This window comes from Sphingobacterium sp. UBA6317, assembly GCF_002440385.1.
GTDB lineage: Bacteria > Bacteroidota > Bacteroidia > Sphingobacteriales > Sphingobacteriaceae > Sphingobacterium > Sphingobacterium multivorum.
Map to the genome: position 1 here is coordinate 37527 of NZ_DJTD01000067.1, position 23584 is coordinate 61110.

Consider the following 23584-nt stretch of genomic DNA (forward strand, 5'->3'; position numbering starts at 1 on the left):
AGCTTTTCGCCTTTTTGTTTTTTCAAGGATTTAATCACGTCGCTACGGCTATTCGACTGTGCATTGGTAGCTTGGATCTTTTGGTTAAAATCAGCTGCAAAATATCAGCTTTTAGTTTCATTGTAAAACTAGTTTGAACTATATACTATGGCAATAATAAGTAATTTTTCTAGACTATTTCAATCTCCTATTTACAGAAAACTTTTCTGTAAATGGGTTATAAAGCTTTAAACCTTTGGAATCTCATCAAAATAAGTCCTCATAGGTAACAAGAAAAATTACGAGCAATGTTGTGCCACAGGTCAGACTGCGGCACAACATACATGCTAGTTATTTTTTGTCACGAAAAGATCATCAGCTCCCTCATTGATAGGGATATACAATCTTTCCCAGCTTTTTGAATGAACCATTTCCCAGCTATGCCCAGTACCTTTCAAATCTTCAGCCAAAAGAATCGTTCCAGGTTTGATTAAAAAAGTTGAACCATCGCTGACTTTAAATCTGATTTTACCTTTCAGCGTAACCACGTATTGTCTTCTTGGAGCTGGATGAGCATTTTTCTCCCATTCTTCTGTTTTATTGCTTGTCCAAAATGTACTCGTATTGGCGTGTTTCAATGTTGGAATAAAGCCTTTTTGAAACGAGCAGGTTCCATCCGGGTTGTTGATCAAACGTACTGCAGGCATTTTACCTTCGGCTTCCACGTTGACCGCCTTAATTTTTCCATGGCCTTCTTGCGCTTTCACAGCGTTTAAGCTTGATGTTGCCAATATGCAAGCAATAGTTAGTTTGGATATCATTTTCATTTTGTAATGTTTGAAATTATTATTTTGTTGTTTTAACTTTAGAATTCATAAACCGTGTCGTGCACCATCATCCGTTCAAAATAAGGTTTGTATTTAGCGACAAGGGCGAGGTGTCCCGGCAGTTTTCCATAAGCCTCTAGTTCCTCCAATGTCGCAAATTCCATGGATGCATTGTAGGTAAACGAGTTGTCCAATACCGCTCTTGGAGAAGAAGCAGCTGGCTTGCCATAACGTACATTTTTGACATAGGGAAGCTTTTTAAGACCTTCAAAAAACTGTTTAAATTCTTCTACCTGTTCAGCAGACAAGTCAGGTTTTAGCCAAAAAAGCAAATAGTGAAAATACACTTTTTTAGTTTTCGCTTTTTTCTCTTTTGCCATCAGTGAGGTGGCCGCAAAGCTCATTACGCCAGCAGTACCTAGTGTAAGGATAAAATCTTTTCTTTTCATGTTATTGCTATTTAATTAAAATCAATTCTATATTTAAGCACAAATGCCCACTTGTGATCTGTTACCACAGCTTGATCCGCAGCATTTAAATTATAGATCGGACGATTTTGCGCATCAAAAGTCAGCCGGCTGCTATTACCGTGCATCAGTAGCGAGATACCTGCATCATAAATTAGACTTTTGTCTTTCAATGCCTTGTAGTCCCCTACTTGTACAGAAACCGCTGGCTGCAGCTGTAAATTATGTTTGGATGGATTGAAATAAGGGAGTGTACCGCCGACCTGCGCGTAAAATGTATTTCCCGTGCCAGCATTTGGCAAGCTATTTCCCGCACCATTCAGGCTTGCATTGGCCGCATCGATACCTGTCGCGGGGTTGTTTGTCCCTGCAAAGCGGAGATAGTTAGGACCATAATCGCTGTGCATAGCCATACCATAGGCACTAATCGAAGTTCCTTTCTCTTTGTCGATGGGCGCGTCATAGATGATATCCGCTGCAAAATTGCGCATATCGTCATTTTTGGTCATCTGCCGTTCATCCAGATGCCAAAGGGCATTGTGCATATACTCAAATCCAGCCCCTATGCTGAGCACATCTTTTTTACCGAGGTATGTACCCGAATTGAATGGCGTTTCGTTACTCTCTTTATCGTGAAATGCGTAGCGGAAGTAGCCTGACACATCTTTGCGTGCTTCATTTTTGCTGAAGGTGGCTTTATTTAATTTTGGATCAGCACTGGCTGCGGAATATGGATCAGCCAGTACCACCCGATAGTCAAATTTACCAAACTGCCCTTTTGCATAGATGCTCATTTCACGTACGACCATATCAGTCGCCCCAGTATTGGATGTCGCATACAGAGGCAAGTCGTAAAGCAAAGTATTGAGTGGTCCTGTTGTAAAACGGGAAAGACCGCGCCAAGTCGAACGGCCGCCACCGATCGCAAGTTTGGGACTGAAACTATATTCTGCATAGGCATCCAAGAGATCCATATACGTATTAGTCTTGCTGTTGACATTTACGTTGGTAGGCCCCATCTGTAATACAAACAGTAAATTTTCGGTAGGCTTGTAAGTCATCTTTGCCCTAATACGCCGCAAAGAAAGATCAGATACATTCGAAACGGACTCGTTGTTTACCAAGCTTCCCGGATTGAGCTGACTATATCTCGCCCACAGCTCAGCGTATCCGCTGAAGCTGATATAACGTGTATGCTCCTTATTTAAGAAATGAGTAAGTTTTGGATTTCCAAAATCATTGGTTTGCGCCTCGGCGAGCTCTGCGCTACCTAGTCCCAAACTGAGGAACAATGCCAAGGTAAGCTGTTTTCTATTCATGATTCAACCTAATTTTGTTTTTTTGATAAGTCAAAATTAGGCTGAATATGGAGGTGATATTATTAGAAAACCATTAGAATTTTTAGCTTATTCAAGCCCCTTTGGATAGGCCAGTTTAAGTTCGACTGAAAACACAGTCCCTACATGGAGAGTTGAATTAACCGCTACGGTACCCTGATGCATCTCAATAATCCGCTGAACAATTGAGAGACCGATGCCATGTCCCTCTTTTGAAGGCGTACCCGCCACACGGTAAAACAAATCAAAGATATGCGGGATATCCTTGCTGTCTATTCCGATACCATGATCTTTTACCTGCACCTGCGCGACGGTTTTATTTCTGGAGAGCAGTACCTGGGCATGCCGATCGTCACTATATTTACAGGCATTCTCGATCAGATTAGCAAAGGCTACTTTCAAGAGGTAGGCATTTGCAGATACCAAGATTTCCTCTTCGTCGATTGCAGCATTAGCATCAAAAGAGATGCTTACCCGATAGTCTTTATTTTTCTTTAAGACCACCAACTTTGCTTCAAGCAGTATTTCATCCAGTCTGATTTCTTCAAAATTTACCTGCGAACTATCGTAGTTTGCCCGGGCAAAATCCAGCAAAGCTGTCGAAAGTACCGTAGCCTCCTTCGCATCGAGCAATGCCCTATCAATAGAGTTAAAATACTCATCCACATTGGTATTCAGCTGCTGCGCCAATTCCAGTTCGGCGATCATAGCTGCCAAAGGTGTTCTAAACTCGTGTGAAATAATGGATACAAAATGGCGCTGGTTGTTGAAAGATTTTTCCAACCGATTGAACGTATTGTTGAATGTTTCGATAAGTTCTGAGAGCTCATCTTTTGCATTACTATAGGAGACACGCGTGCTCAAGTTGTGTTCGGACACATCCTTTATCTGATGTATAATGTAATTGATTGGCTTAAGAATATAACGTGCAAATAGAAATGAAGAGAAAAAAATAAAAAATAGGGCAACGATATAAATCGTTATCAAAATATTTTTCAGCCGTTCCATATGTGCAAAGCCCGTTACATCGTACGCATGTCCGATCAAGAAAAAAGGCTTACCCTCAAATTGATAGTTCAAGCCCATATACAATTCTTTGCCTTGCTCCCATGTAAAAAAATTAGACGTTTTGAAAGATTCCAATCTAACGTCGGGATACGTCGGTTCGCCTATATCGGAAAAAACCACCCTATTCTGCTGATCGAAAACAGTAATTTGCGCTTCGTTGATCAGCTTTTTATTTTGTTCATGAATTCTTCTTATCTGATGTTCCTGCACCTGTGCATCAAAAATAAATTCTGCGCGCCAGATGATCTTATAGCGTAGCCGATCCACAAATTCTTCCTGCCGATTTAATTCCGAGAAGAAATAAACCGCATAGGCGAATAGAAACAAAATGATAGCCGAAGAGAGCGTAAATACCCAGGAAGTTCTATTGACAATCTTCATTCTTTATTGGATAAAATAAATCCATGTCCGGATTTCGTATGAATCAATTTAGGCGAAAAATCCCGGTCTATTTTTTTACGCAAATAATTGATATATACATCAATATAGTTTGTTCCGGTATCAAAGTTTTTACTCCATACATTACGTGCTATTTCATCCTTGCTGAGCATTTTCTCCCTATGTTTCAAAAAGAAGTGGAGGAGATCAAACTCTTTGGGAGTCAACTTGATAAGTTGTCCCTGACTATGAACCTGCTTACTCCGGAGATCAATACTGATACGATCATAGGTCAGCATCCCCTGAATCTCTTCTTCACTGATTTCCCTGTGCCGTTTGAGCAAGACAGCGATACGTGCAAAAAGTTCACGTATTTCAAAAGGTTTCACCATATAATCATCGGCTCCTGCATCAAAACCAGATATTTTTTCATCGATACTGCCCAATGCTGTGAGCATGATGATTGGGATCCTGGGGTAAGCCGCACGCATCTGTTTACTGAGCTCTATGCCATTCATTCTTGGTAACATAATGTCTATGAGAAGTAAATCATAGTCAACAGATTTGGCTTCTTTGATTGCTGATTCCGCATCACCAAAAACATTGACCAGGTAGCCTTGACTTGTTAATCCTTTTTTCACACTCGAAGCAACGCGTTCATTGTCTTCTACGACCATTATTTTCACCATTCTAGCATGCTTGTATGTATCTACTAATACTGCAGGACAAAGTTAGTTATTTTTCAAAAAGGCTGAAGAGTTAGGTTTCAACTTATTAAATGTAACAGCAGTATAATCAAAATCCTATGCCCTCCTCATAGTAGCGCAGCCTCCATGAACTTTAGACAACGGTCAGGAAAACTCGGTAAATTTACCGTTATCGCTATTGCTAAAATGGCATGGTTACCACTCGTGCATTATATTGACCTTTTTTAATCACAAATAAAACTGCATACCCACCAGCCCCATCGCCGTTAACAGTACTGATGTATAAAATATCATTTGGGTCATCATAGTAGCATGTTGCAAACTCGTTGTTTACATTAAATAGGTTTTCAATTTCCTTTGCCGGGATCTGGATAAATCTCCCCTTTATAGTAGCTTGAATAGAGGTGTAATGGCTTGTAGGGATTTCGCCATCTGTTCCCCAGACCTGCTGCCCTCTAAATTTGTCTACAACGGTATAACCATCATATTGAGTCGATGAAAAATCACCTTTATTTTTTTCATAATCGAAACTATCGGAATTTATTTGCACGGTTATATCTTTTGTCATAAATTTTGAGGTGCCTTCATCAGAAAGTACAGTAGGGATCTGCTTGTAGGATTCTATATATTTAATTCTTGAATTGTGTACATGCCCAGTAATGCTCTTATTTCTTTTGTCTGTATAATCAACAATTACCCAATCGCCAAACTTTTCATCAGGAAATGCATAAACAATTTCATCAGCAGCAATTTTTGAAACAACCACGCTATTCACTGTAGCTTGTTTCCTCACATTTACGTAGCCGTCTTTGTCAATGATTTTTGCAAATTGGGCCGAGGCCAACTGGCATACAGTGAGAAAAAGTAGTACTAAAAGATATCTGTGATTCATTTGGTATAAAGTTATTACTGATAATATTTTGCCCTCAGCTTAATAAGGTCTTCGATCATTTTATCTTCTTTAATTGAGGTACTGTATACAAATTTAAACTGAAAGCTGATAATTTCGTTACTTTTATTTCATTTGCTACTTTTTAATTACTCAGCTCATAGCGATAAATTTCCCTAAACTTATTACATTCAAAACCCAGCGCAGCATTACATATTATTTCACTGGCAGAAGAATTGATTTCAAAAGTGAAAATATGTACGAACACCCAGTCTAATTTTTGAGCGGCTTTCAGTTTACTGGGTAAACTAAATATCAACTGAGTAAGCGCGAATATTAGATCAACTCTCACGAATAAGAATCGCTCATCCTAGTCAAATTTCTTGTGATTACTTTTAGTATTAGATAATTAAAACATGCCCAAAAGGCATACATTATTTAACAAATAAAACTTAAAAACAATGAAAAAGTTATTGATGAGTTTGGTAGCCCTAGCTGCGCTATCGACAGCGGCTTTTGCAGGCACGGACACAAAAGCACCCAAAGAAAATGCAGAAGTAAAAACAAGTACTTCGACAGCATCCGAAACCACAAACAAAGTTGAAGTTACCGAGTCAACAAAAGAAAGCAATGCAAAATTTCTAAAAAAGTGTGTTTACACGCTAACGGTCTACAATACTAGTGGCCAAGTGATTGACACCTTTACTTCGCAAACCTATGTTGAAAATTCCTGTTCAGGATTCTTCGACAACTGCAGAACGATTTACAGACATATGCTTGCCCATGGTGAATTAGGAATATAGTCTGCAAATTATATTTCATTCGAATTATAAGTGCTGAAAAATAAGCGGGGCCTTGGCCCCGCTTTGCATTGATTTAAAAGGCTAGGTCAGAAATAAAACATATTTACCTTTTGTCTGAAAAAAGAATACTTTTAAACGTATTGAAAAAAACTTCGTAAGCCTGGCAATTGGGCATTTAGGTATGTCTATATAACACTTCCCAATGAGGCTGAAACTCTAAACTATTGAAGTCGAAAGTATGCAAACTTTCTTCCTTGTATAAAACCATATAGGTATCCTGAATCCAGTTTAGGAATTTCCAGTCGCCAAACTTTTCGGGCTTTCCCCATCTTCGAGTCTTGAAAATGGTAGCTTTTGAGTCTATTTTTTCAGAAAGTTCTTTAAGTATTGATTTTGAATCAATATTTAAGTTTTTCGCAACTGCAATCACCATAAAATAGCCAAACTCAATTTTATATCCATTTTGAAAACTACGTTGATTAGTTATTGTTATATAAATTTCTGGAGGCACATCTCTTCTTTCACATATTGTCCAAATTGGCGACCAAAGTTCAAACCGTTGAAAGTAATTTTCTGAGTTATCGGAAATAGTCCATTTTTCATGTGATTTTTCATCCCATTTTAGTCGTCCAACTTTAATGAGGGCATGATATATAAACGTTTCATTATTATTTTTAGATATCCTTCTTTCCAAATTGAATTTGTCTACTCTTATCCCTGTTTCATTTGAATTATTCACCTGCTTCAATAGCAAGTCAAAGTAGGGCTGAAAGTCCCGTTTCCAATTGGTCTGTATCCAAGGTGCTTTAAGCTCGTCTGTAGATCCAAAAATAAGATAAAAGTCATAGCGTCTATTTGTCCAGCTCGAATCAGCATCGCTTAAATCGTTGTACAGATTTACAATCTTTTTACCTAACCCCTTTATTAATTTCATTTTTTCTATCCCCTGCGTATTTTCAATTTTTTGTAAAATAATTATTCCTACTCATCAATTCTTGCAGCAGTCAACCCAACAAGACTACCCTCAAAATATTCTAGGCATTAAGATCAGGCCTATTTTTATGATGAATTTATCAAAAAACAATCTATTAAACTACTTTAAGTCACCTAAAAGCTGGTATTATAAAGTAAGTATCATACTGACTTAGATTACCTTTCTTATTTCTGTCCTCAAAGCTTGTCCCCAGACTCCATCAGACAATATCAAAATCAAAAAACACCTTCTAATGAAAGATTGATGTCGTAATTATTTTTAGACTATAAATCCGAATATAAAATGGTATTATTGGATATACACTAAAATTTAAGTCATATGGGAAGAAGCCTTTTCTTACTATTTTTTGCCAATTTACTGTTAACAATCCACGTCAGTTGTTCCGGTCAGCCGAATCAAAAAGAGACTGCTATTGACTCAATTAGAAATACAGGCAAGAATTCTGATAAATCTCAGGTATTCCCTAAAAGAATAACGCTTGGAAGTCCTGTTTCTAAGGAAATAGGATTATTAAAAAAAGTAATTCTTGAGAATAAGAAAGTAAATACGAAGGAAGAATATGAAAACAACTCATTTTCAGCGGTAAGATATTTTTTCGACCCTAAAAACTATACCATTTTAAAGGTCAACACAGATTATCCAGCAATTTTATTCGAAAAATACAATTATAACGCTAACCTTGATTTGACGAAAAACTATCATCAGTTCTATCGGTATCCGATGGTTGGTTTTATGCAAAACCATCAAATTTATGTAGGCGTAAATGCAAATACTGCTTTTGAAAACCCCAGCTTGTTTCCCATCAAATTTAACGGCCATAGTCATAGTCTCGTTGAAAAAATCGATGACAGACAAGTCAATAACTACCAATTATTAGATGAAGTTGCTGTTGATAGCTTGGAATTAAAATACGGTTCCAGTAGAGTTTATTTTAACAACGACTGGAACCTTTTAAAAGAACCCAATCCAAAAAATGAATTTTATGAAAAGGTAGTGCGCTTAAAAAATTCACTTAAAGCTGCTGCTCAAAAAAAGGATATTAATCCCGAAGATATTGATTTATCCATTTCAATGGTAATCGATAAGAATGGAAAAGTTAATCATCTAGAGGCTTATATGGAATATTCAATTCCGGAAAAACAATCTGTTCGAGTAGAAGATTCGGCATTAAAATCCTTTGTAGAAACTTTAAAGATTGATCTTGTCAACAATTATTCATTTTTTATTCCAGCTCTGAACAAAGATAAAAATCCAGTAAGTGCATACTTTTTAACCCGATTAAACATTGGATTACCTTATCGAAATTTTAAATAACGAAACAAAAGAACATAAACCCGAAAAAGTCACATCGCTCCACGTGGCATTAATAGTTCAAAACGGCTACTAGCTACATTTCAAAAAGAAAGAATCAACATAAAAATTGGAATCGTACGGTTAAAATTCAATAGTCTTTAAAAAAGCAACCAACGCTTAAGCCATGATAGGGAAAACTCGAAAAATAGCGAGAACGAGCGTTTAAAAAAACACAGTACTAAGCAATAAAAATACTATTGCCATTGATTAACTTTAGTGAATATTAACAAATTCAAAAATGAATTACTATTTTACATTATTATTTTTAGTTGCTTTGCAGTACGTTAACGCACAGGAATCCTTTGTCTTTAAACACCTTCCTCAGCCACATATAAAGTACGAGACAACGGGTATATATCAAACCAAAGCAGAAGGCAAATTGGAGGGACCATCCCCCTTTACGATGAATCTGGAAGGAAATAATAAGGTCCAATCGACCACCTCTACAGGCGCAGAAATCAAGCAGATAATTCCTTATAAGACAGAAATACTTTTTGTAGAGGCTAGCATGAAATTTAACGAGCAGACAACTCCGTTAAAAACTCCGCTAAGTGGTTCTACGATATATGGCTATTACGATGAAAATGGTAAAACTAAGATTGATTCGATCGTAAACAACACGCTAGATTCCCTGGAAAAACAACATTTAAAAACCGAAATGGAACAGAATCAGTTTGAAGATAAAACGCCAAATAAACCAATGAAAGTTGGTGATTCAGTTGAAAAAACAGAAACAGTGGCATTTCCAGTCTTAGGAGCAGATCAACAGGAATTTTTGGTAAAAACCAAATACACCCTACAAAAAATTGAAAATGGGACTGGCTATTTAAATGCTACGCAAACATTTCAATTAAAAAGTCCAAATGAGCAGATCGAAGTCCTACCCAACAGCAATGGTTCAGGAAAAGTCGAATTTAATATCAAACACACTTACGTAAGCAAAAAAGTAACAAGCGCTAATCTGTACCTCAAAGTCAAACAGGATGGATATGTCATGTCCTGTATAATTTCGTCAAATAACTCTGATATCACAACCGCCTCTTCACTGATACGATAGGCGGTCTAAATCATATTGCAAACTAGATCAAAGTTTAATCGCTATTGTTTTTTTATCAAATCTATTGAAGGTATAAAAAGAATACATTACGGAAACCATAACTTGTTGCCTCAAAATTCAGTTATATATAGGCCCATAACTCGCGACTTAGCATATAAAAATTGGATAATAAAACTAAAAAAAGGGCGCAAAAGGATCATAAAAATTACTGTACAAGTACACGCTAAAATAAAAGGCCTGATCAATATCAGGCCCTTTTGACTAAAAAACTTTCGCTAATTTTGGCTTTTAAAACTTATGCGAATGATCTCACTGTACCTGCACCTCCAATAGTTTTAACCATCCTGAATCAGTTATATCGCCATTTACGGCAAGCCTTATTCCCGGCTGATTTTCATTTGTTGTATCTACAATGGCGACGGCCCAGGTATAGTTTCCAGCAGCTACATCGACATTAGCTTTCAACTCGTATGCGACTGGATTATTCTTAAGCCAGGCGGAAGGTTCTCCTTTATCATCAACAAAAACTTTTTTCACCCTGTTTTCTTCGTTCAGGAGTGCAAAAGCTACTTTATATTTATAATTCCATTGAGGAATATTATTCGGGAAATACCCCCAGCCCATATTCCGCCAGCGGTGGTTAATTGTCGTTTCAGTACCCGAATTGACTTTCTCCGGTAAATAAATACGATCGGGATATAAACGATAGCCACCTTCAGAAATAAAACGCTGGCATAAGGTAAAAGATTTGGTGAACCAGCTTTCAATTTCACCGATACGGAAATCCATCATGTTTACAGCAGCTTCCAAGGAGCTGTCAAATTCCCCCTGCCGAACATCTTCGGGATGGTCTTGCCTGTATTTACCGCTTGGATCAGTCCAGTAACGGTGTGTACCAGTCGTAATCCAACCACCTTCCATAATAATCGGGCGTTTAAAATTCCAGACCTTGGCAAAATTCTTCTCCCAGCTTTGATAATAATCGGTCATTCCAAAGGCATCCTGACGCAGGCTGTACCCTTTATTGATCATCTTATTCAACAACTTCTCCGAATTCGGATTTGGAGCTCCATTGCCCGCTGGGTCGCCAACCACGCGATGATAATTGATTAGCAAGGGGACCTTTGTAAAATTCTTTGAATAAACATCCGAAATCCAATCGACGACTTCTTCTTTGATGGCCTCAATATTTTGACCAGAGGGGTTATTGGGATCTTCATATATTACACTGTGCCCCTCGCCCCACAATCCGAGTCCATAGGCATCTACAAAGGATGCTTTATTTAAATCATTAAAATCCTTAGCTAATTCTTCGATCAGCTTGCTATAATATTTCCGAAAAACAGGATCTTGCAGCACCGGCGTTTTTCTGTCCGGAAAAGATGCATTGGCCACATAATACTTGGCGCCTGCATCAAAAACAAACTGCGGCGTATTTGCTCCTTGATCGCGACCGTCGACCACGATACGAAAGGCGATTGGCAATCCTTTATCTTGTGCCCCTTTGATCATTTTATAGATTGCGGTGCTGGGATCCCTCCAGGCATATACGCCATCTACAGGATTAAAAGTTCGCCAGCTGGTACGGATATAACAGGCAGATGCATAGTCAATTGCTTTGACCGTTTTACCTAAGTCAGGTACATAGAATTGGGTGTCCCAATAAGAGGGATTGCCCGAAGCTGAGGCATACATGACCCAACCATTTAAAGGGTTACGAAACATGGCACTCCTGTTGTAACTGGGCTTCACCAAGGTGCCCGACAGTGCTCTTTCAGTATCGGCGCCTTCTTTCTTACATGACACTGCTAGAAAGCAAAGCATAACAGTAAATGCTTTGAAACAGGCTTTTTTATAATTTATATTTTTCACTTTCAAAAATATTAAAGTTAATTTATGCGGTTGGATACGGTTGCTTACCGTTTTAACGCCAGAATTGTCATGTTTCTTAAATCAAAAATCAGCACATTGGTCGTCGCCGGGATAGTGAAATAAGAATTGCGATTTGCACTCGAATTGCCCCCGCCCAGTTCAGTTGCTTTTCCCAGAGTGAGCGTCAAGGTCTGAGCCACACCTTCAGTCGTAGGCGGAGCACTAAAAGCATAAGCCAGGTTTTTGTTATTACTGTTGTCTCCGGTCACGATAAACTTGGTGGTCCCGACTTTACCCCCGGTATAGACCAAAACCTGCGGATCCGCCAAACTTACCTGACAATCCATTTTTACCGGAGTTCCCCAGCCATTGATACTTCCGTGCATCCACAAATCCGTCACCGTGGTCGTATAAGGCTGGTCCCCTGTCCATGTCACTATTTTAGGAGCAAGTGCTTTCGCTGGAGAATAAATGGTTGCTGTCGCTTTTTGCATATTGACCACAACGCGATACTCGCCCGCAGTTGCTATTTTCCAGGTGAATACGTTTTCTCTCATTTTGATGCCAACGGCATTTCCATCGTTTAGTTCAGCGCTTCCATCCGAGGTAACAACATAATTGGTTTCACCGTTAAATTCGACCGGAATTTCCAGTTCGCCAGGCTGCAAATTCAATACATAGGCATACTGATCCAGATTTTCCAATGTTTTTGGCATCTCTACCTTGCTCCCGCCAACGGCACTTCCGCTCAAGAACACTTTATCGGCATCAAAAACAACCGTCTTGATCGGATTTACTGTAATTCTTACGGTACGTACTTCGGGTGCCTCAAAAGTAGCACCGCCCTCCCATTGTGCAACGACTCTAAACTCCAACGTAAAGCTCTTATTTGCTGGTATGCCCCACTTTTCATTTGCCCAATTTTGTAATTGTTCGGAAGTAAAGCTTCTGCTCAATACGTTATCGTCTTCATAGTTAAATATGGCTGTACCGGTACCAAAATTGTTCCCCACCACATCTAACATCGTACTGTAGCTGACCAAATGATCATCTGACTGCGCCCTGGCAGGCTTCCAGTTAAAGGTGACGATATCTTTGGTCAAATTGACCTCGTCCAGCGTAATGTTTTCCGACGAAGGCTGAAGGTCCATCGTTTCATTGACTTTGGGTATATCCTGAATTTCCTGTTTGCAGGATAACTGGCAAAGTACCATGCTTAAGAAAAATAAGGTTTTGTATAAATAATTGATGATTTTCATTGATTTATATTTTTGCTAACGTTTGGATAGAATCATGCGCTTGACTAGCGCAACTGCTTTTTTGTCATCAGATGGGAAAGCTGCCGAAAATACGATTAGGATTCGGACAGCCTCCCATAACCATTAATTATAACCCGGATTCTGTGGGAACGGCGCCCCTGTATTGGCATCCCTGATCACCTGTGGAATAGGCCATAAGATATTGTTGTCCGTAATTTTATCCTTGATCGCATTATTATATTTTTTGACCCGCTCCACCAAAGTATTGGTACGCACCAGGGTAAATCTTCTGCTTTCTTCACCAACTAATTCACGGATACGCTCATCGAGCAGGAAATCCATATTCATCTGAGCGCCGGTAATTTCGGACGCTCCAGCTCTTTTCCGCACTTCATTGACGGCTTGGGCAGCTTTATCCGGCATATTTTGCCCCAAATAGGCTTCAGCAAGCAACAGATAGGTTTCAGCCAAACGGAATTTCATACGATCTTTATAACTACCGGTCAAACTTAAATTTTCAGTACGTCCGTAAAAGAATTTTGTAATCGCTGGAAATAAGCTTTTTGTCGTAAACCAGGTCTGTTCGGTAATATTGGCTTTTTTACCATATAGCGAGGTCTCATTCGCGTTGTTGTAATACCAGTTGCGTTTAATGTTATAACCTGAATTACGGATATCATTTGTTTCGAAAATACCAGCGACATTGCCTGTAGCATTGGTACCTGTGGTGCCTACCCACCACTTCATTGGCACTAATTGTGCAATACCACGGCCGCCCAATGTGTCAGCCAAAACAAATCCTGTAATCGTCGAGTAATTTGGTATCCAAGCCCTACGCGTCCAGTCATCCGAATTGGTACCACCACCGATCGTGTTAAACTGGAACTGCAATACCCAGATACTTTCTTTATTGCCACTTTTTCTATTTTGGTTATTTTCCAGAAATAAATCGCTAAATACATCGCCTGGTTTGCTGCCATTTACGCCATATCTGTTTTTCATAAGGTTATAATACCCACTATTGATGACCGCTAATGCGGCCTTTTCTGCTTCGGCATGATTGCCCTGCAATAGGTAGATTTCGCTCAGCAAATGACTTGCGGCCCATTTGGTCAGCTTTCCTTCTTTTACGTCGTCCGGATTTGTAGGCAGGTTATCCACCGCAAACTTCAGGTCGTCTACCATGTGGCCGATGACTTCGGCCTTTGGTGTACGGGTAAAATTAAGCTGAAAATCATACAGGATAGTTTCCACATAGGGTACATCGCCATAGAGATAAACCAGGGTACGGTAAGCATATGCCCGAAAGAAGCGGGCTTCAGCCTGAAAACGTGCTTTATCCGCAGGCGTATCCCAATTGGTATTTTTTTCGGAATAAACCAGCATCAGGTTTGCCGATGAAATGAGGTTGTAAGCCCAATTCCAGTAAGTACCCACAAACCGTTCTGAGGCAGTAAGTGTAAGGTTTGCAAAAGCCGTCAGCGAGCCATCGCTATTAATGGCATCAGCGATATCTGTAGATACCTGTAAAGCTTCATATGGGCAGGCACCATTATGGATGAAGGCACCACCTTCGCCATAGGTATTGTATTCTGAACGTGTGAGTGTATACAAACCAGCACTCCCCACCTCGAAACCGTAGGTGCTGGTATAGGTGTTTGAGGGGGCCAGTTCAGTTTTCAGTTCTTCCTCCAGAAACTTCTTACAACCTCCTAAGGTTAACAATACGATAAGCCCCAAACTTGTTGTGATAATATTTTTCATTTTCATGTTCTAATCGATTAGAAGTTTACATTTAAGCCAAACATATACGAACGTGCCGTCGGATAGGAGGCCATCCAGGTGTTGTCGTAATTGAGTACCTCTCTGATATTAGAAATAGTATTCAGATTGTTCACGCTAGCGTTTATATCAATACCATTTACACCGACCTTTTTAGCAATTTTGTGTGGCAATTTATAACCAAAGGTGATATTCTTCACCTGTACGTAGCTCACCTTTTTATAGTACCCGTGTCCTAATGGATTGAGATAACCGGGTGAAACAATCGTCGCATTGGGATTCTCCGGTGTCCAATAATTGGCATCGTGTACATAGTTGGTAATCCCGAAAGTCCAGGCCCCAAGATTGGCCATGTGATCATCGCGCCATACATCAAAAACCCCGGTTACCAACGCAGATGCATAAAAATTTTTGTAAGAAAACCGATTGGCTAAAGAGGCTGTATAGCGTGGATTTTTAGATCCTATGACCACCCTGTCACTTGCTTCTATCTTGCCGTTACCATCGCGGTCGTAGAGCTTGGCAGCTCCGGGTGCTGCCCCATCCACAGTAATGGTTTCTCCATTTTGCCATACACCGATCATTTTATAATCGTAGAATACTCGTAATGGCTTACCAATAAACCAGTTGTTGGCAATATCATCGATACCGTCTCCTCTCAACTCGACTATTTTGTCTCGGTTTAAGGAAAACACAGCAGTCGTATTCCATTGAAAATTTTCTCCTTTCACGTTCGTCGAGTTTAAGGTGACTTCAATACCTTTATTTTGGGTGGCGCCGATATTGTCCCAAATGCGATTATACCCGTTCATGATAGGTACAGTGCGGGTCATCAGTAAATCTTTCGTTTTAGAGAGATAGGCATCGATAGTTCCCCCCAATCTGTTATTAAATAACTGAAAGTCCAGTCCCAGGTTGGTCGAATAGGTGGTTTCCCATTTCAGATTAGGGTTCCCCACACCATCTCCGGCCAAATAGGCTGTCGTAACGGCAGTACCATCATCGCCCCAGATATATTTTACATTGGAGTATAAGCGGTCTAAAGTGCGGTATGGTGTAATCGCCTGATTACCGTTGGCGCCATAAGAAAGGCGGATTTTCAGCATATCCAGCCATGTTACATGATCTTTTAAAAAGCTTTCCTCCCCGATTTGCCATGCCGCCGCTGCGACAGGAAAAAATGCATATTTATTGTTGACACCAAATACCGAGGCTCCATCTGTCCGTCCTGTCAGGGTCAATAGATACTTGCCTTTGTAGGCATAATTTATCCGACCCATGTATGACAGCATCGCAGATTCCGATAAGGAAGCGCTGTTGGAAACAAGACGGCTAGCCGAACCGATCATAAAGTATTCGGTATCATCGGTTACAAAACCTGCACCGCTCTGGGCTGTTGACCAGCTTTTCGTTTTTTGCATACTGAATAAACCCGTCACATCAAAACGATGATCGCCGATCTGCCGCTCGTATTTGAGCAGGTTCTCCCAAGTATAATCGTTATAGTTGGAATTGTTAATGGAAGCACTACCTCCGGCCTGCGTACCCTGATCCCTGCCTTCAAAAGTATTGCGTCCGTAATAGGTTCCTGTAAATCCGTTCCGATAATTATAACCAAAATTTGATCGTAAGGAGAGACCTTCCACAGGCAGCAAAATATTGGCATAGCCAGAAAGAAAGAAGTTGTTATTATACCTATCCTGAATCGCATTGACGTTACGCATCGGATTGACGATCAATGAATACTCCATGGGCTCGGGCACATACTTCCCCGATTCGTCTTTATAGCTCCCATAAGGACTTTGTTTTATGGCATGTTCCAAATTTGGCGTAATACCACCGTCGCTTTTCCGGGTATATTGCAGGCCAACACCAGTCGTTAACCATTTATTAAAAGTCTGATCTACATTTGTGGTAATATTTAAACGGGACAACTTAGAATTGTATACCACACCCTCTTGATCCAAAGCTGCGAGGGCAGCCATATATTTTGTATTCTCTGTACCACCGGAGATGCTCAGCTGATGATCCATGGTCATGGCTTTTCGAAAGACGTAATCCTGCCAATTGTTCGTAATGCCTTTCGCATAATTACCGCGCTCTGTTACGCTAATAATATCCCCGGCGATGGGATCCAATAGCGCTCCAGTATAGCCTTGCCTAATTCGGGCAATATCTTGTTGAAAGCGGATATATTCATTTGGCCCCATGACATTGATGCGTTGCATAGGCTCGGCCATGCCGATCAAACCTTTATAGTTTACCTGAGCTCTACCCAACGCCCCCCGTTTTGTTTGTATCAGAATAACCCCATTGGCCGCACGCGAACCGTAGATAGCCGAAGCGGAGGCATCTTTTAAGATCGAAAGGTTTTCGACGTTGTTGGGATCGATATCTGCTAGGGATCCGCTGTAGGGAATACCATCTAAAATAATCAACGGACTATTGTTGGCCGATATCGAATTTTCACCGCGTATCAACAGGGTCTGTGATGCTCCCGGCGCAGCCTCGCCGGTCGTAATGGAAAAACCGGCAACCTGTCCCACCAAGCGATCCATCAGGTTTGAGGTAGATACCATGCTGAGCTGCTCTTTTCCAACCACGGCCAAACCTCCTGTTAAATCTTTCTTCTTGGCTGTACCATACCCTACGACCACAACCTGATCCAGGACATTATTTCCTGACATCTTCACATTGATGATTCCTGATGGATTGACCTTTAATTCCTGGCTATTGAAACCAATATAGGTAAAAAGTAGCGTAGCCGTGCGTGATGCCTGAATGGTATAACGGCCATTTGCATCTGTCTGAACACCGGTTTTCGCCCCTTTAATCATGACCGAAACACCCTTAAGTCCTTCTCCTGCATCATTGGTGACCTGACCTTTGACATTTATTTGATCTGTTGCTTGCGAATAAGCATAATTAGCCGCCACCACCGATAGGGTAGCACTCATTATCCAGCTCCTGAGCCAGATATGTATCTTTTGTATCATTGATTTATAATGGTTAGTTTAAAATTTACTTGCGTTCTTTACTTTCCCTTTCTCGTAAAGAATATGAGTTTAATATAGGTCAGTTCGGATTACCCTGCGTGAGCCTAATCACGTGGTCGGGAGGAATTTTCATACACATATTTTGCTTTTTTAAAATTGGTTAAGACAAAACTATTATCATCACCAATTCGTAGGGTTCGTTTTTGTACAAAAATGGTTTGATTTTGTACAAAAGGCAAAAACATGTGTTTTTCGCTGTAAAATGGAGTTTAGGAGCGCTTTATTATTCGTTTTTTATACACATTAGATGATCTAGGATAACGGTATCGCTTGGTTGCACATCGATAGCTTCACCCTGACCTTTATATATGATATCGCGGAAACTGGCCTGCGAGATACCTTTGGCTTTTATCGGTTGATGACTGATTAAATTTCTTACAAATAAGCCCTGCACATGCTCGCCATACTCGACCACCAAACCTTGTTTTGCTAGCGGACTGATGACCATATTCTCGATAGAAACATGACTTATACGGAGCTTACCCACAGGCATAATCCGTATGGATCGGTGTGAAATTGAATAGAAGTCCTGCCAGTTCTGGAGATAAATAGTTGAAATGTTGTCGATTTCGCCCCGATATATCGAACCACTGACCACATTGACATTTTCTTCGCCTGCTCCCACTCCGGTATCTGTCAACCCTATATTAATAAAGTCGTCACCGCTTTTACCTTTGCAGTTCGCAATAATAATATTTTTACAGCCAAAACGTACGCCCATGCCGTCTTGATTCAAAATCTGTTTGTCTACTCCATCAACAGTGACGGCCTGCCTTACGTTAAAAGTAATATCGCTTACCTTACCGTTTGTACAGCGTTCCAATACCAGTCCATGCCCATGATAATCCTTTAATGTAATGCCGCTAACCTCAAATACATCAGTGTGAGCCAATATAATGGCGTGGTTCCGCCATCCACCTTTTTGGTTCTCTCGGGGCTTACCTGCATCTGTACCATAAGATTGTCCAAATCCGCTGGGATTTAAGGACAAGATTTTATTATGGTCACCGGTAGCTCTGGGATGATCAGCTCCTTCTAAAAGAACATTTCCTTTTCCGATAATCTTGATATTCTTTGTGGGTGCTATATCTTTAATTGCCAGCCCTGCATTTGCCGAACGAATAAAATTATCCCGGCATTTATCCGATAGCTTAATGGTACAGTTATTCAATTCAAGTTCAAAATCGCCCGGAAGCAAAATGGCCTGATCGATGAGCCAGACACTTTTTTTTGTTACCGCATCGTATTTAGGGATCACTACTTTCCCAGTCGACTTTTTTGCTTCATTTATGGCTTTTTGTATACGTTCTGACTGGGAACCACTTTTGTATTTATTGGGGCTGATCGAAGTCTCATCTACCTTTTGGGCGACAGCCGCTGTCAGATAAATTACGTTAAACAAGCAAAAGCAATATGTAAGCAGAAACGTTTTTCTAAAAATTGTCATTTTCATGATCGTTAGGATTTCAAAAATATAGAATTGCCTTCCTCCTATCTGAACGGGTAAATCGGTAAACTATTGGCTGTATTTTTATTTCTTTCCACTGGAAACCTTTTTCTTAAACTCTGAAGGGCTCAGTTCAAACTGTTTTTTGAAACAGACGCTAAAGTATTTGGCATTGTTAAACCCGGTTTGGTAAGCAACTTCAGCTATCGTCAAATCCGATTTTTCTAACAGATAAGCACTTCTTTTCAGTCGCATATTCAAAATAAATTCTTTGATAGACATTCCCACAATATCATGTATTTTTTGATAGAGAATGGTTCTGCCTACGTTCATATCAGCCACAAAATCTTCTACGGAATAACTTGCATTGTCAATATTTTCTTCAATGACCTGAATGGCCTTAATCAGCAGTTCCTCGTCCATGGAGGTAACGGTTACATTGGAGGGATCTACCTGAATGTGTTTGCTGTATTTTTCTTTTAGTTCCCGCTGATTTCTTAGAATGGTTTCCGTCTGTTGCAACAGGTAGTCAACATGAAACGGCTTATCAATAAAGACATTAGCGCCATATTCCAATGCTTTTATTTTATGCTGGTTGTCATCTCCCGTACCCGAAATCATAATAATAGGAATATGGCTAGTCTTAAAATTTTGTCTAAGGCTACGGCATACTTCCAAGCCATTGCGATTTGGCATGATCAAATCGGTAATAATAAGTTGCGGATAAATTTTTTCGGCTTTAATTAAACCTTCTTCGCCGTCACTTGCTGTATATACATTATATTTTTCGGCCAGACGCTGCTCCAGATAGACACGCAGCTGTTGGTCATCTTCAATGAGCAGGATATTATCTGTCTTTTTTATAGGGATCGATCTTGTTTCTGGGGCTGCAGTATCCTGCGTGATAATATCGTCGATTTCAGAAACGGTATAATCATAAACGTTAGGCTGCATATCGCCTGCCCCGGCCTGTTTCCTTAACGGTAGTGAAATGGTAAATGAAATTTTATCGGTCTTATTGACCATCCATATTTTACCCTCCAGCACATCTACCAGTTCTTTCACAATGGCAAGTCCAAGTCCTGAACTTTCTTCAAAAGTTGGCCGATGAGAAGATAAGCGGTTGAAAGAAGTGTAAAGCGTCGCAATCTGTTCTTCAGAAAAACAATCACCGGTATTTATAACTTCAATGGAGATGTATTCGACTTCCTTCGGATCTAACGAAGGAAACCGTTCTTTTTCTTCTGCTGTTGCACTATAGATACGTACGCCCACATACCCATTATCTGGAGTATATTTTAGGGCATTGGAGAACAGATTAGTCAATATTTTTTCGATAACATCGTAATCAAAGGCAACATATAAATTGTCCTTGTACGCGGAAATATTGGTTTCAACACCTTTTTTATTGGCATAGAGCTCAAATAAGCTAAATAGATCCCTTACAAAATTGATAAAATCACCAACCTGCGGATTGAGCGTAATTTTTTGGCTTTCTATTTCGCGAAAGCGCAGTAATTGGCTAATCATCCGCTGTATTCTGGATACATTTTTCTCTATTAAATCCATGTAGACCAAAGCGGTATCATTGGCCACAATAGTGTCTTTGAGTTGTTTAAGCGGCTGTAAAACCAAGGTTAGCGGTGTTTTTAAATCGTGTGAGATATTGGTAAAGAAGTCGGTACGCGCCTGGTTCAGCTCTTGCATATTCTGTTCTTTTAAACGCTCGAGTGCTAATCGCTCTTTAAACACTCTTTTATTGCTGTAATATCTCATAATGAAAAAGAGCAGAGCAGAAACAAGTGCTGCATAGAAGCAATAAGCCCACCACGACAAGAAAAATGGTGGATCGACATGAATATATAATCGTGAAATTTGATCGCCCCATAGCCCATCATTGTTGGAAGCCTTGATTTCAAAGGTATAATCTCCGCCTGGAAGATTGAGAAACTGTACAGATTTCTGATTGGCATGACTGATTTGCCAGTCTTCACCAAGCCCCAACATCCGGTAAGCGAACTGGTTTTTCTCTGCGGATAGATAACTATTTGCCGAAAACTTAATTTCTACATTAGACTGGCTACTGGAGAGTCTTATCTTGTCTTCTTTTCGATTGGAAAGACTACCAATGTCTTTCGTTAAAACTGATGAGCCATCCGCTGGTTTCACGAGTTTATTGTTAACCAGAAATCCTGTAAAAAACACTTTCGGTTTTTGAAGATTTTTATTGAGGTACGCCGGATCGAAAAATAGAAATCCATTGGTACCACCAAACAGCATTTCACCCCTGGAAGTTTTGTAAGCGGCATGAATATAAAATGAACCAATGTTATTTTCCTGATAAAATCTCGCTTTCTCAAATTTACTGGACTTCCAGTTGAAACAAAAAAGACCATCACTGGTACTTAACCAGATATTTTTCGTGGCAACATCTTCTAATATGCCAAATACCATTTTCGCCGGAAATCCGTTATTTACACTATAGTTGACATATGTCCCATCTCTTCTGAGTACATTTACGCCTTTACCCAATGTTCCCAACCACACTTCGCCATTTGAAGTCGCTGTATAACTACACAGGTAATTTGCTGAATAGGAAGCATCTTTGAGCACGTAGTGCTTCAATACCTTTAAGGTATGGGGATTTACAACAAAAAATCCTTGATGGCTAATTAAACAGAGCTGATCTTGGTTATTCACATATAATGCTTCGACTTCGAGTTCCATTTTTTTGCCCTGCGCATTAAGGACGCTCACCATCTCTATAGAACCCAGAGGCTTCCTTCGATATAAAAATGATTTATCGGGATCTGTCATCCACCAGGTGCCTTCCTTATCGTTTACAAAATCATAAACGGTGAGTGGTTGCTGGCTTTCCGGAGAGCGGAAATTGAAACTGCTGAAATGCTGATTGTCTACATCATAACTGCCAATACCGCCGTTATAGGCTGAAATCAACAGTTTTTTGCTCATTCGGTCAAATTTCAGGCGTTTAATCATATGGGGACTTGACGAACTACCCTGCGATTTTTCTAGGGGGGTAAACTGATCCTTTTTTCTATTCCAGTAATTCAGGCTTCCCCCCTCGGTACCGATCCATATATTTCCCAGATGATCTTCCTGAAAACTACTGACTATGGGGTGATTGAGTCCCCCTGGGCTGGGCTTGAAGTAACGCACTCGGGAATCGTAAAGCGAGCAATAAGCTATTTTACCACCGTAAGTACCTATCCAGGCCCCTTGGTCCGGGTCTGGATAAATCGTCCATATCGAGTTATTAGGTAATGAATAGGCATCGTTCAGGTTCATCCGTAAGGCACTGCTACTTTCAGTCGCGGGATCATAAAAAAATAATCCGGCCTGTGTAGCCACCCAGATTATGCCGGTTTGGTCCAGATAAAGTTTTTTGGTTAAAACAGATGAATTTCCCGCTACGCTTACCGGGATCTTCTGTTTTAAGGTACCTGTCAAATCCGTTACATGGATTCCCCCTCGTTGTGTTAAAAAGTAATATAAGCCCCCATACGCAACCGCATCGTTCACATGATTTGTCGTACTACCAAAATCCGCAAACTGGATTAAGCGTTTTTTCGTCATTTCAACTTGATACACAACAGCGCCTTGGCTTAGAAACACGTGATCTTTAGCACTCAATATATTTTGGAAAGACTTGTTTTTGGGCAATAAAAAGCTTTCTGTCAGTTTATTTTGCGGATTATAGCGTAGTATGCTATTGTCTGACAGCATGTAAACCTGACCATCGCTATGTACACAAAGCGAACGGATCATTCCGGGAACCACGACATGAAAAGAAAACCGTTCGTAATCGAATTTTAATAAGCCTTGCCCAGAAGCTAGAAACAGATTTCCCTTTTTATCCCGAATTAAAGAACCATAACCCCATTTTTGTGCTGGTTTGATCGCAGAGACGATATCATTTAACTGATAAAAACTGTTGCCATCGTACATGAAGAGCGCATCGGGTCCCGTGTACCAAATACGTCCTAAACTATCTTTTGCGATGCTCTGTATACCGCCATAATAGGAAGTTTCGGGCATCAAATGAAATCTATACCTCGAAAGATCGATACCGAGAGCACATTGCCCCCAAAAAATGACGAAACAAATTATCAGACTGTATTTATTCATTTACCGATGCTATTAAAGCTGTTTAAATTTCAATCCAAGATTTACGCGTGCCAGTTCCAATCAAAATACCTGAAGCTAATTGTTGATCAGTGGTTCTATAAACTTCGATTATCATACTATTAGGCAAAGAGCTTCGTCGAAATTCTGGCCTTAGCTCTTT

The 23584-nt window shown here is 40.0% G+C and carries 16 protein-coding genes; 3 read left to right on the top strand and 13 right to left on the bottom strand.

Features of this window, described 5'->3' with window-relative positions:
• Positions 1-326: 326 nt before the first annotated feature.
• From B3E92_RS21800 to B3E92_RS21825, 6 genes are all read right to left on the bottom strand, one after another.
• Positions 327-806 (bottom strand): hypothetical protein, encoded by a 480-nt coding sequence (locus tag B3E92_RS21800; protein ID WP_286898324.1) that lies wholly within the window; start codon positions 804-806, stop codon positions 327-329.
• 38 nt (positions 807-844) lie between these two features.
• The gene (locus B3E92_RS21805; protein WP_070565284.1) at positions 845-1255 is read right to left on the bottom strand and encodes a Dabb family protein; all 411 of its coding nucleotides are present in this window, start codon (positions 1253-1255) and stop codon (positions 845-847) included.
• 11 nt (positions 1256-1266) lie between these two features.
• Complete coding sequence (locus tag B3E92_RS21810; RefSeq protein WP_259255112.1) at positions 1267-2592, bottom strand: hypothetical protein; 1326 nt, start codon at positions 2590-2592, stop codon at positions 1267-1269.
• An 87-nt stretch (positions 2593-2679) separates the two neighbouring features.
• Positions 2680-4059 carry a sensor histidine kinase gene (locus tag B3E92_RS21815; RefSeq protein WP_286898325.1) on the bottom strand — a complete coding sequence of 460 codons (1380 nt, stop codon included), beginning with the start codon at positions 4057-4059 and terminating at the stop codon, positions 2680-2682.
• Positions 4056-4745, bottom strand: coding sequence for a response regulator transcription factor (locus tag B3E92_RS21820; RefSeq protein WP_286898327.1), 690 nt, complete (start codon positions 4743-4745; stop codon positions 4056-4058). The genes B3E92_RS21815 and B3E92_RS21820 overlap by 4 nt, the downstream gene beginning before the upstream one ends.
• A 199-nt stretch (positions 4746-4944) precedes the next feature.
• Complete coding sequence (locus tag B3E92_RS21825) at positions 4945-5655, bottom strand: hypothetical protein (RefSeq protein ID WP_286898329.1); 711 nt, start codon at positions 5653-5655, stop codon at positions 4945-4947.
• Positions 5656-6113: 458 nt separating this feature from the next.
• Here B3E92_RS21825 and B3E92_RS21830 point away from each other — a divergent pair, with 458 nt between their 5' ends.
• Entirely contained in the window at positions 6114-6455 is a 342-nt protein-coding gene (locus B3E92_RS21830) for a hypothetical protein (protein ID WP_112373554.1), read from the top strand.
• 175 nt (positions 6456-6630) lie between these two features.
• On the opposite strand, the gene B3E92_RS21835 is transcribed toward B3E92_RS21830, so the two are convergent.
• A complete protein-coding gene (locus tag B3E92_RS21835; protein WP_286898330.1) occupies positions 6631-7389 on the bottom strand; it encodes a hypothetical protein in 759 nt (252 codons plus the stop codon).
• Positions 7390-7767: 378 nt separating this feature from the next.
• Between B3E92_RS21835 and B3E92_RS21840 the strand changes: the two genes are divergently transcribed.
• Both B3E92_RS21840 and B3E92_RS21845 read left to right on the top strand, forming a co-directional pair.
• Positions 7768-8763, top strand: a complete 996-nt coding sequence (locus tag B3E92_RS21840) for a hypothetical protein (RefSeq protein ID WP_286898332.1) — start codon at positions 7768-7770, stop codon at positions 8761-8763.
• A gap of 277 nt (positions 8764-9040) precedes the next feature.
• Positions 9041-9859, top strand: a complete 819-nt coding sequence (locus B3E92_RS21845) for a hypothetical protein (RefSeq protein WP_286898334.1) — start codon at positions 9041-9043, stop codon at positions 9857-9859.
• A 309-nt stretch (positions 9860-10168) separates the two neighbouring features.
• On the opposite strand, the gene B3E92_RS21850 is transcribed toward B3E92_RS21845, so the two are convergent.
• From B3E92_RS21850 to B3E92_RS21875, 6 genes are all read right to left on the bottom strand, one after another.
• Positions 10169-11731 (bottom strand): DUF4832 domain-containing protein, encoded by a 1563-nt coding sequence (locus tag B3E92_RS21850; RefSeq protein WP_286898335.1) that lies wholly within the window; start codon positions 11729-11731, stop codon positions 10169-10171.
• A 44-nt stretch (positions 11732-11775) separates the two neighbouring features.
• Entirely contained in the window at positions 11776-12990 is a 1215-nt protein-coding gene (locus B3E92_RS21855) for a SusE domain-containing protein (RefSeq protein ID WP_286898337.1), read from the bottom strand.
• A 123-nt stretch (positions 12991-13113) separates the two neighbouring features.
• A complete protein-coding gene (locus B3E92_RS21860; protein WP_286898339.1) occupies positions 13114-14760 on the bottom strand; it encodes a RagB/SusD family nutrient uptake outer membrane protein in 1647 nt (548 codons plus the stop codon).
• Between the two features lie 11 nt (positions 14761-14771).
• The gene (locus tag B3E92_RS21865) at positions 14772-17768 is read right to left on the bottom strand and encodes a SusC/RagA family TonB-linked outer membrane protein (protein ID WP_286898341.1); all 2997 of its coding nucleotides are present in this window, start codon (positions 17766-17768) and stop codon (positions 14772-14774) included.
• 283 nt (positions 17769-18051) lie between these two features.
• Complete coding sequence (locus B3E92_RS21870; RefSeq protein ID WP_172462281.1) at positions 18052-19230, bottom strand: glycosyl hydrolase family 28 protein; 1179 nt, start codon at positions 19228-19230, stop codon at positions 18052-18054.
• Between the two features lie 129 nt (positions 19231-19359).
• Positions 19360-23424 carry a hybrid sensor histidine kinase/response regulator transcription factor gene (locus B3E92_RS21875; RefSeq protein ID WP_286898343.1) on the bottom strand — a complete coding sequence of 1355 codons (4065 nt, stop codon included), beginning with the start codon at positions 23422-23424 and terminating at the stop codon, positions 19360-19362.
• Positions 23425-23584: the final 160 nt, after the last annotated feature.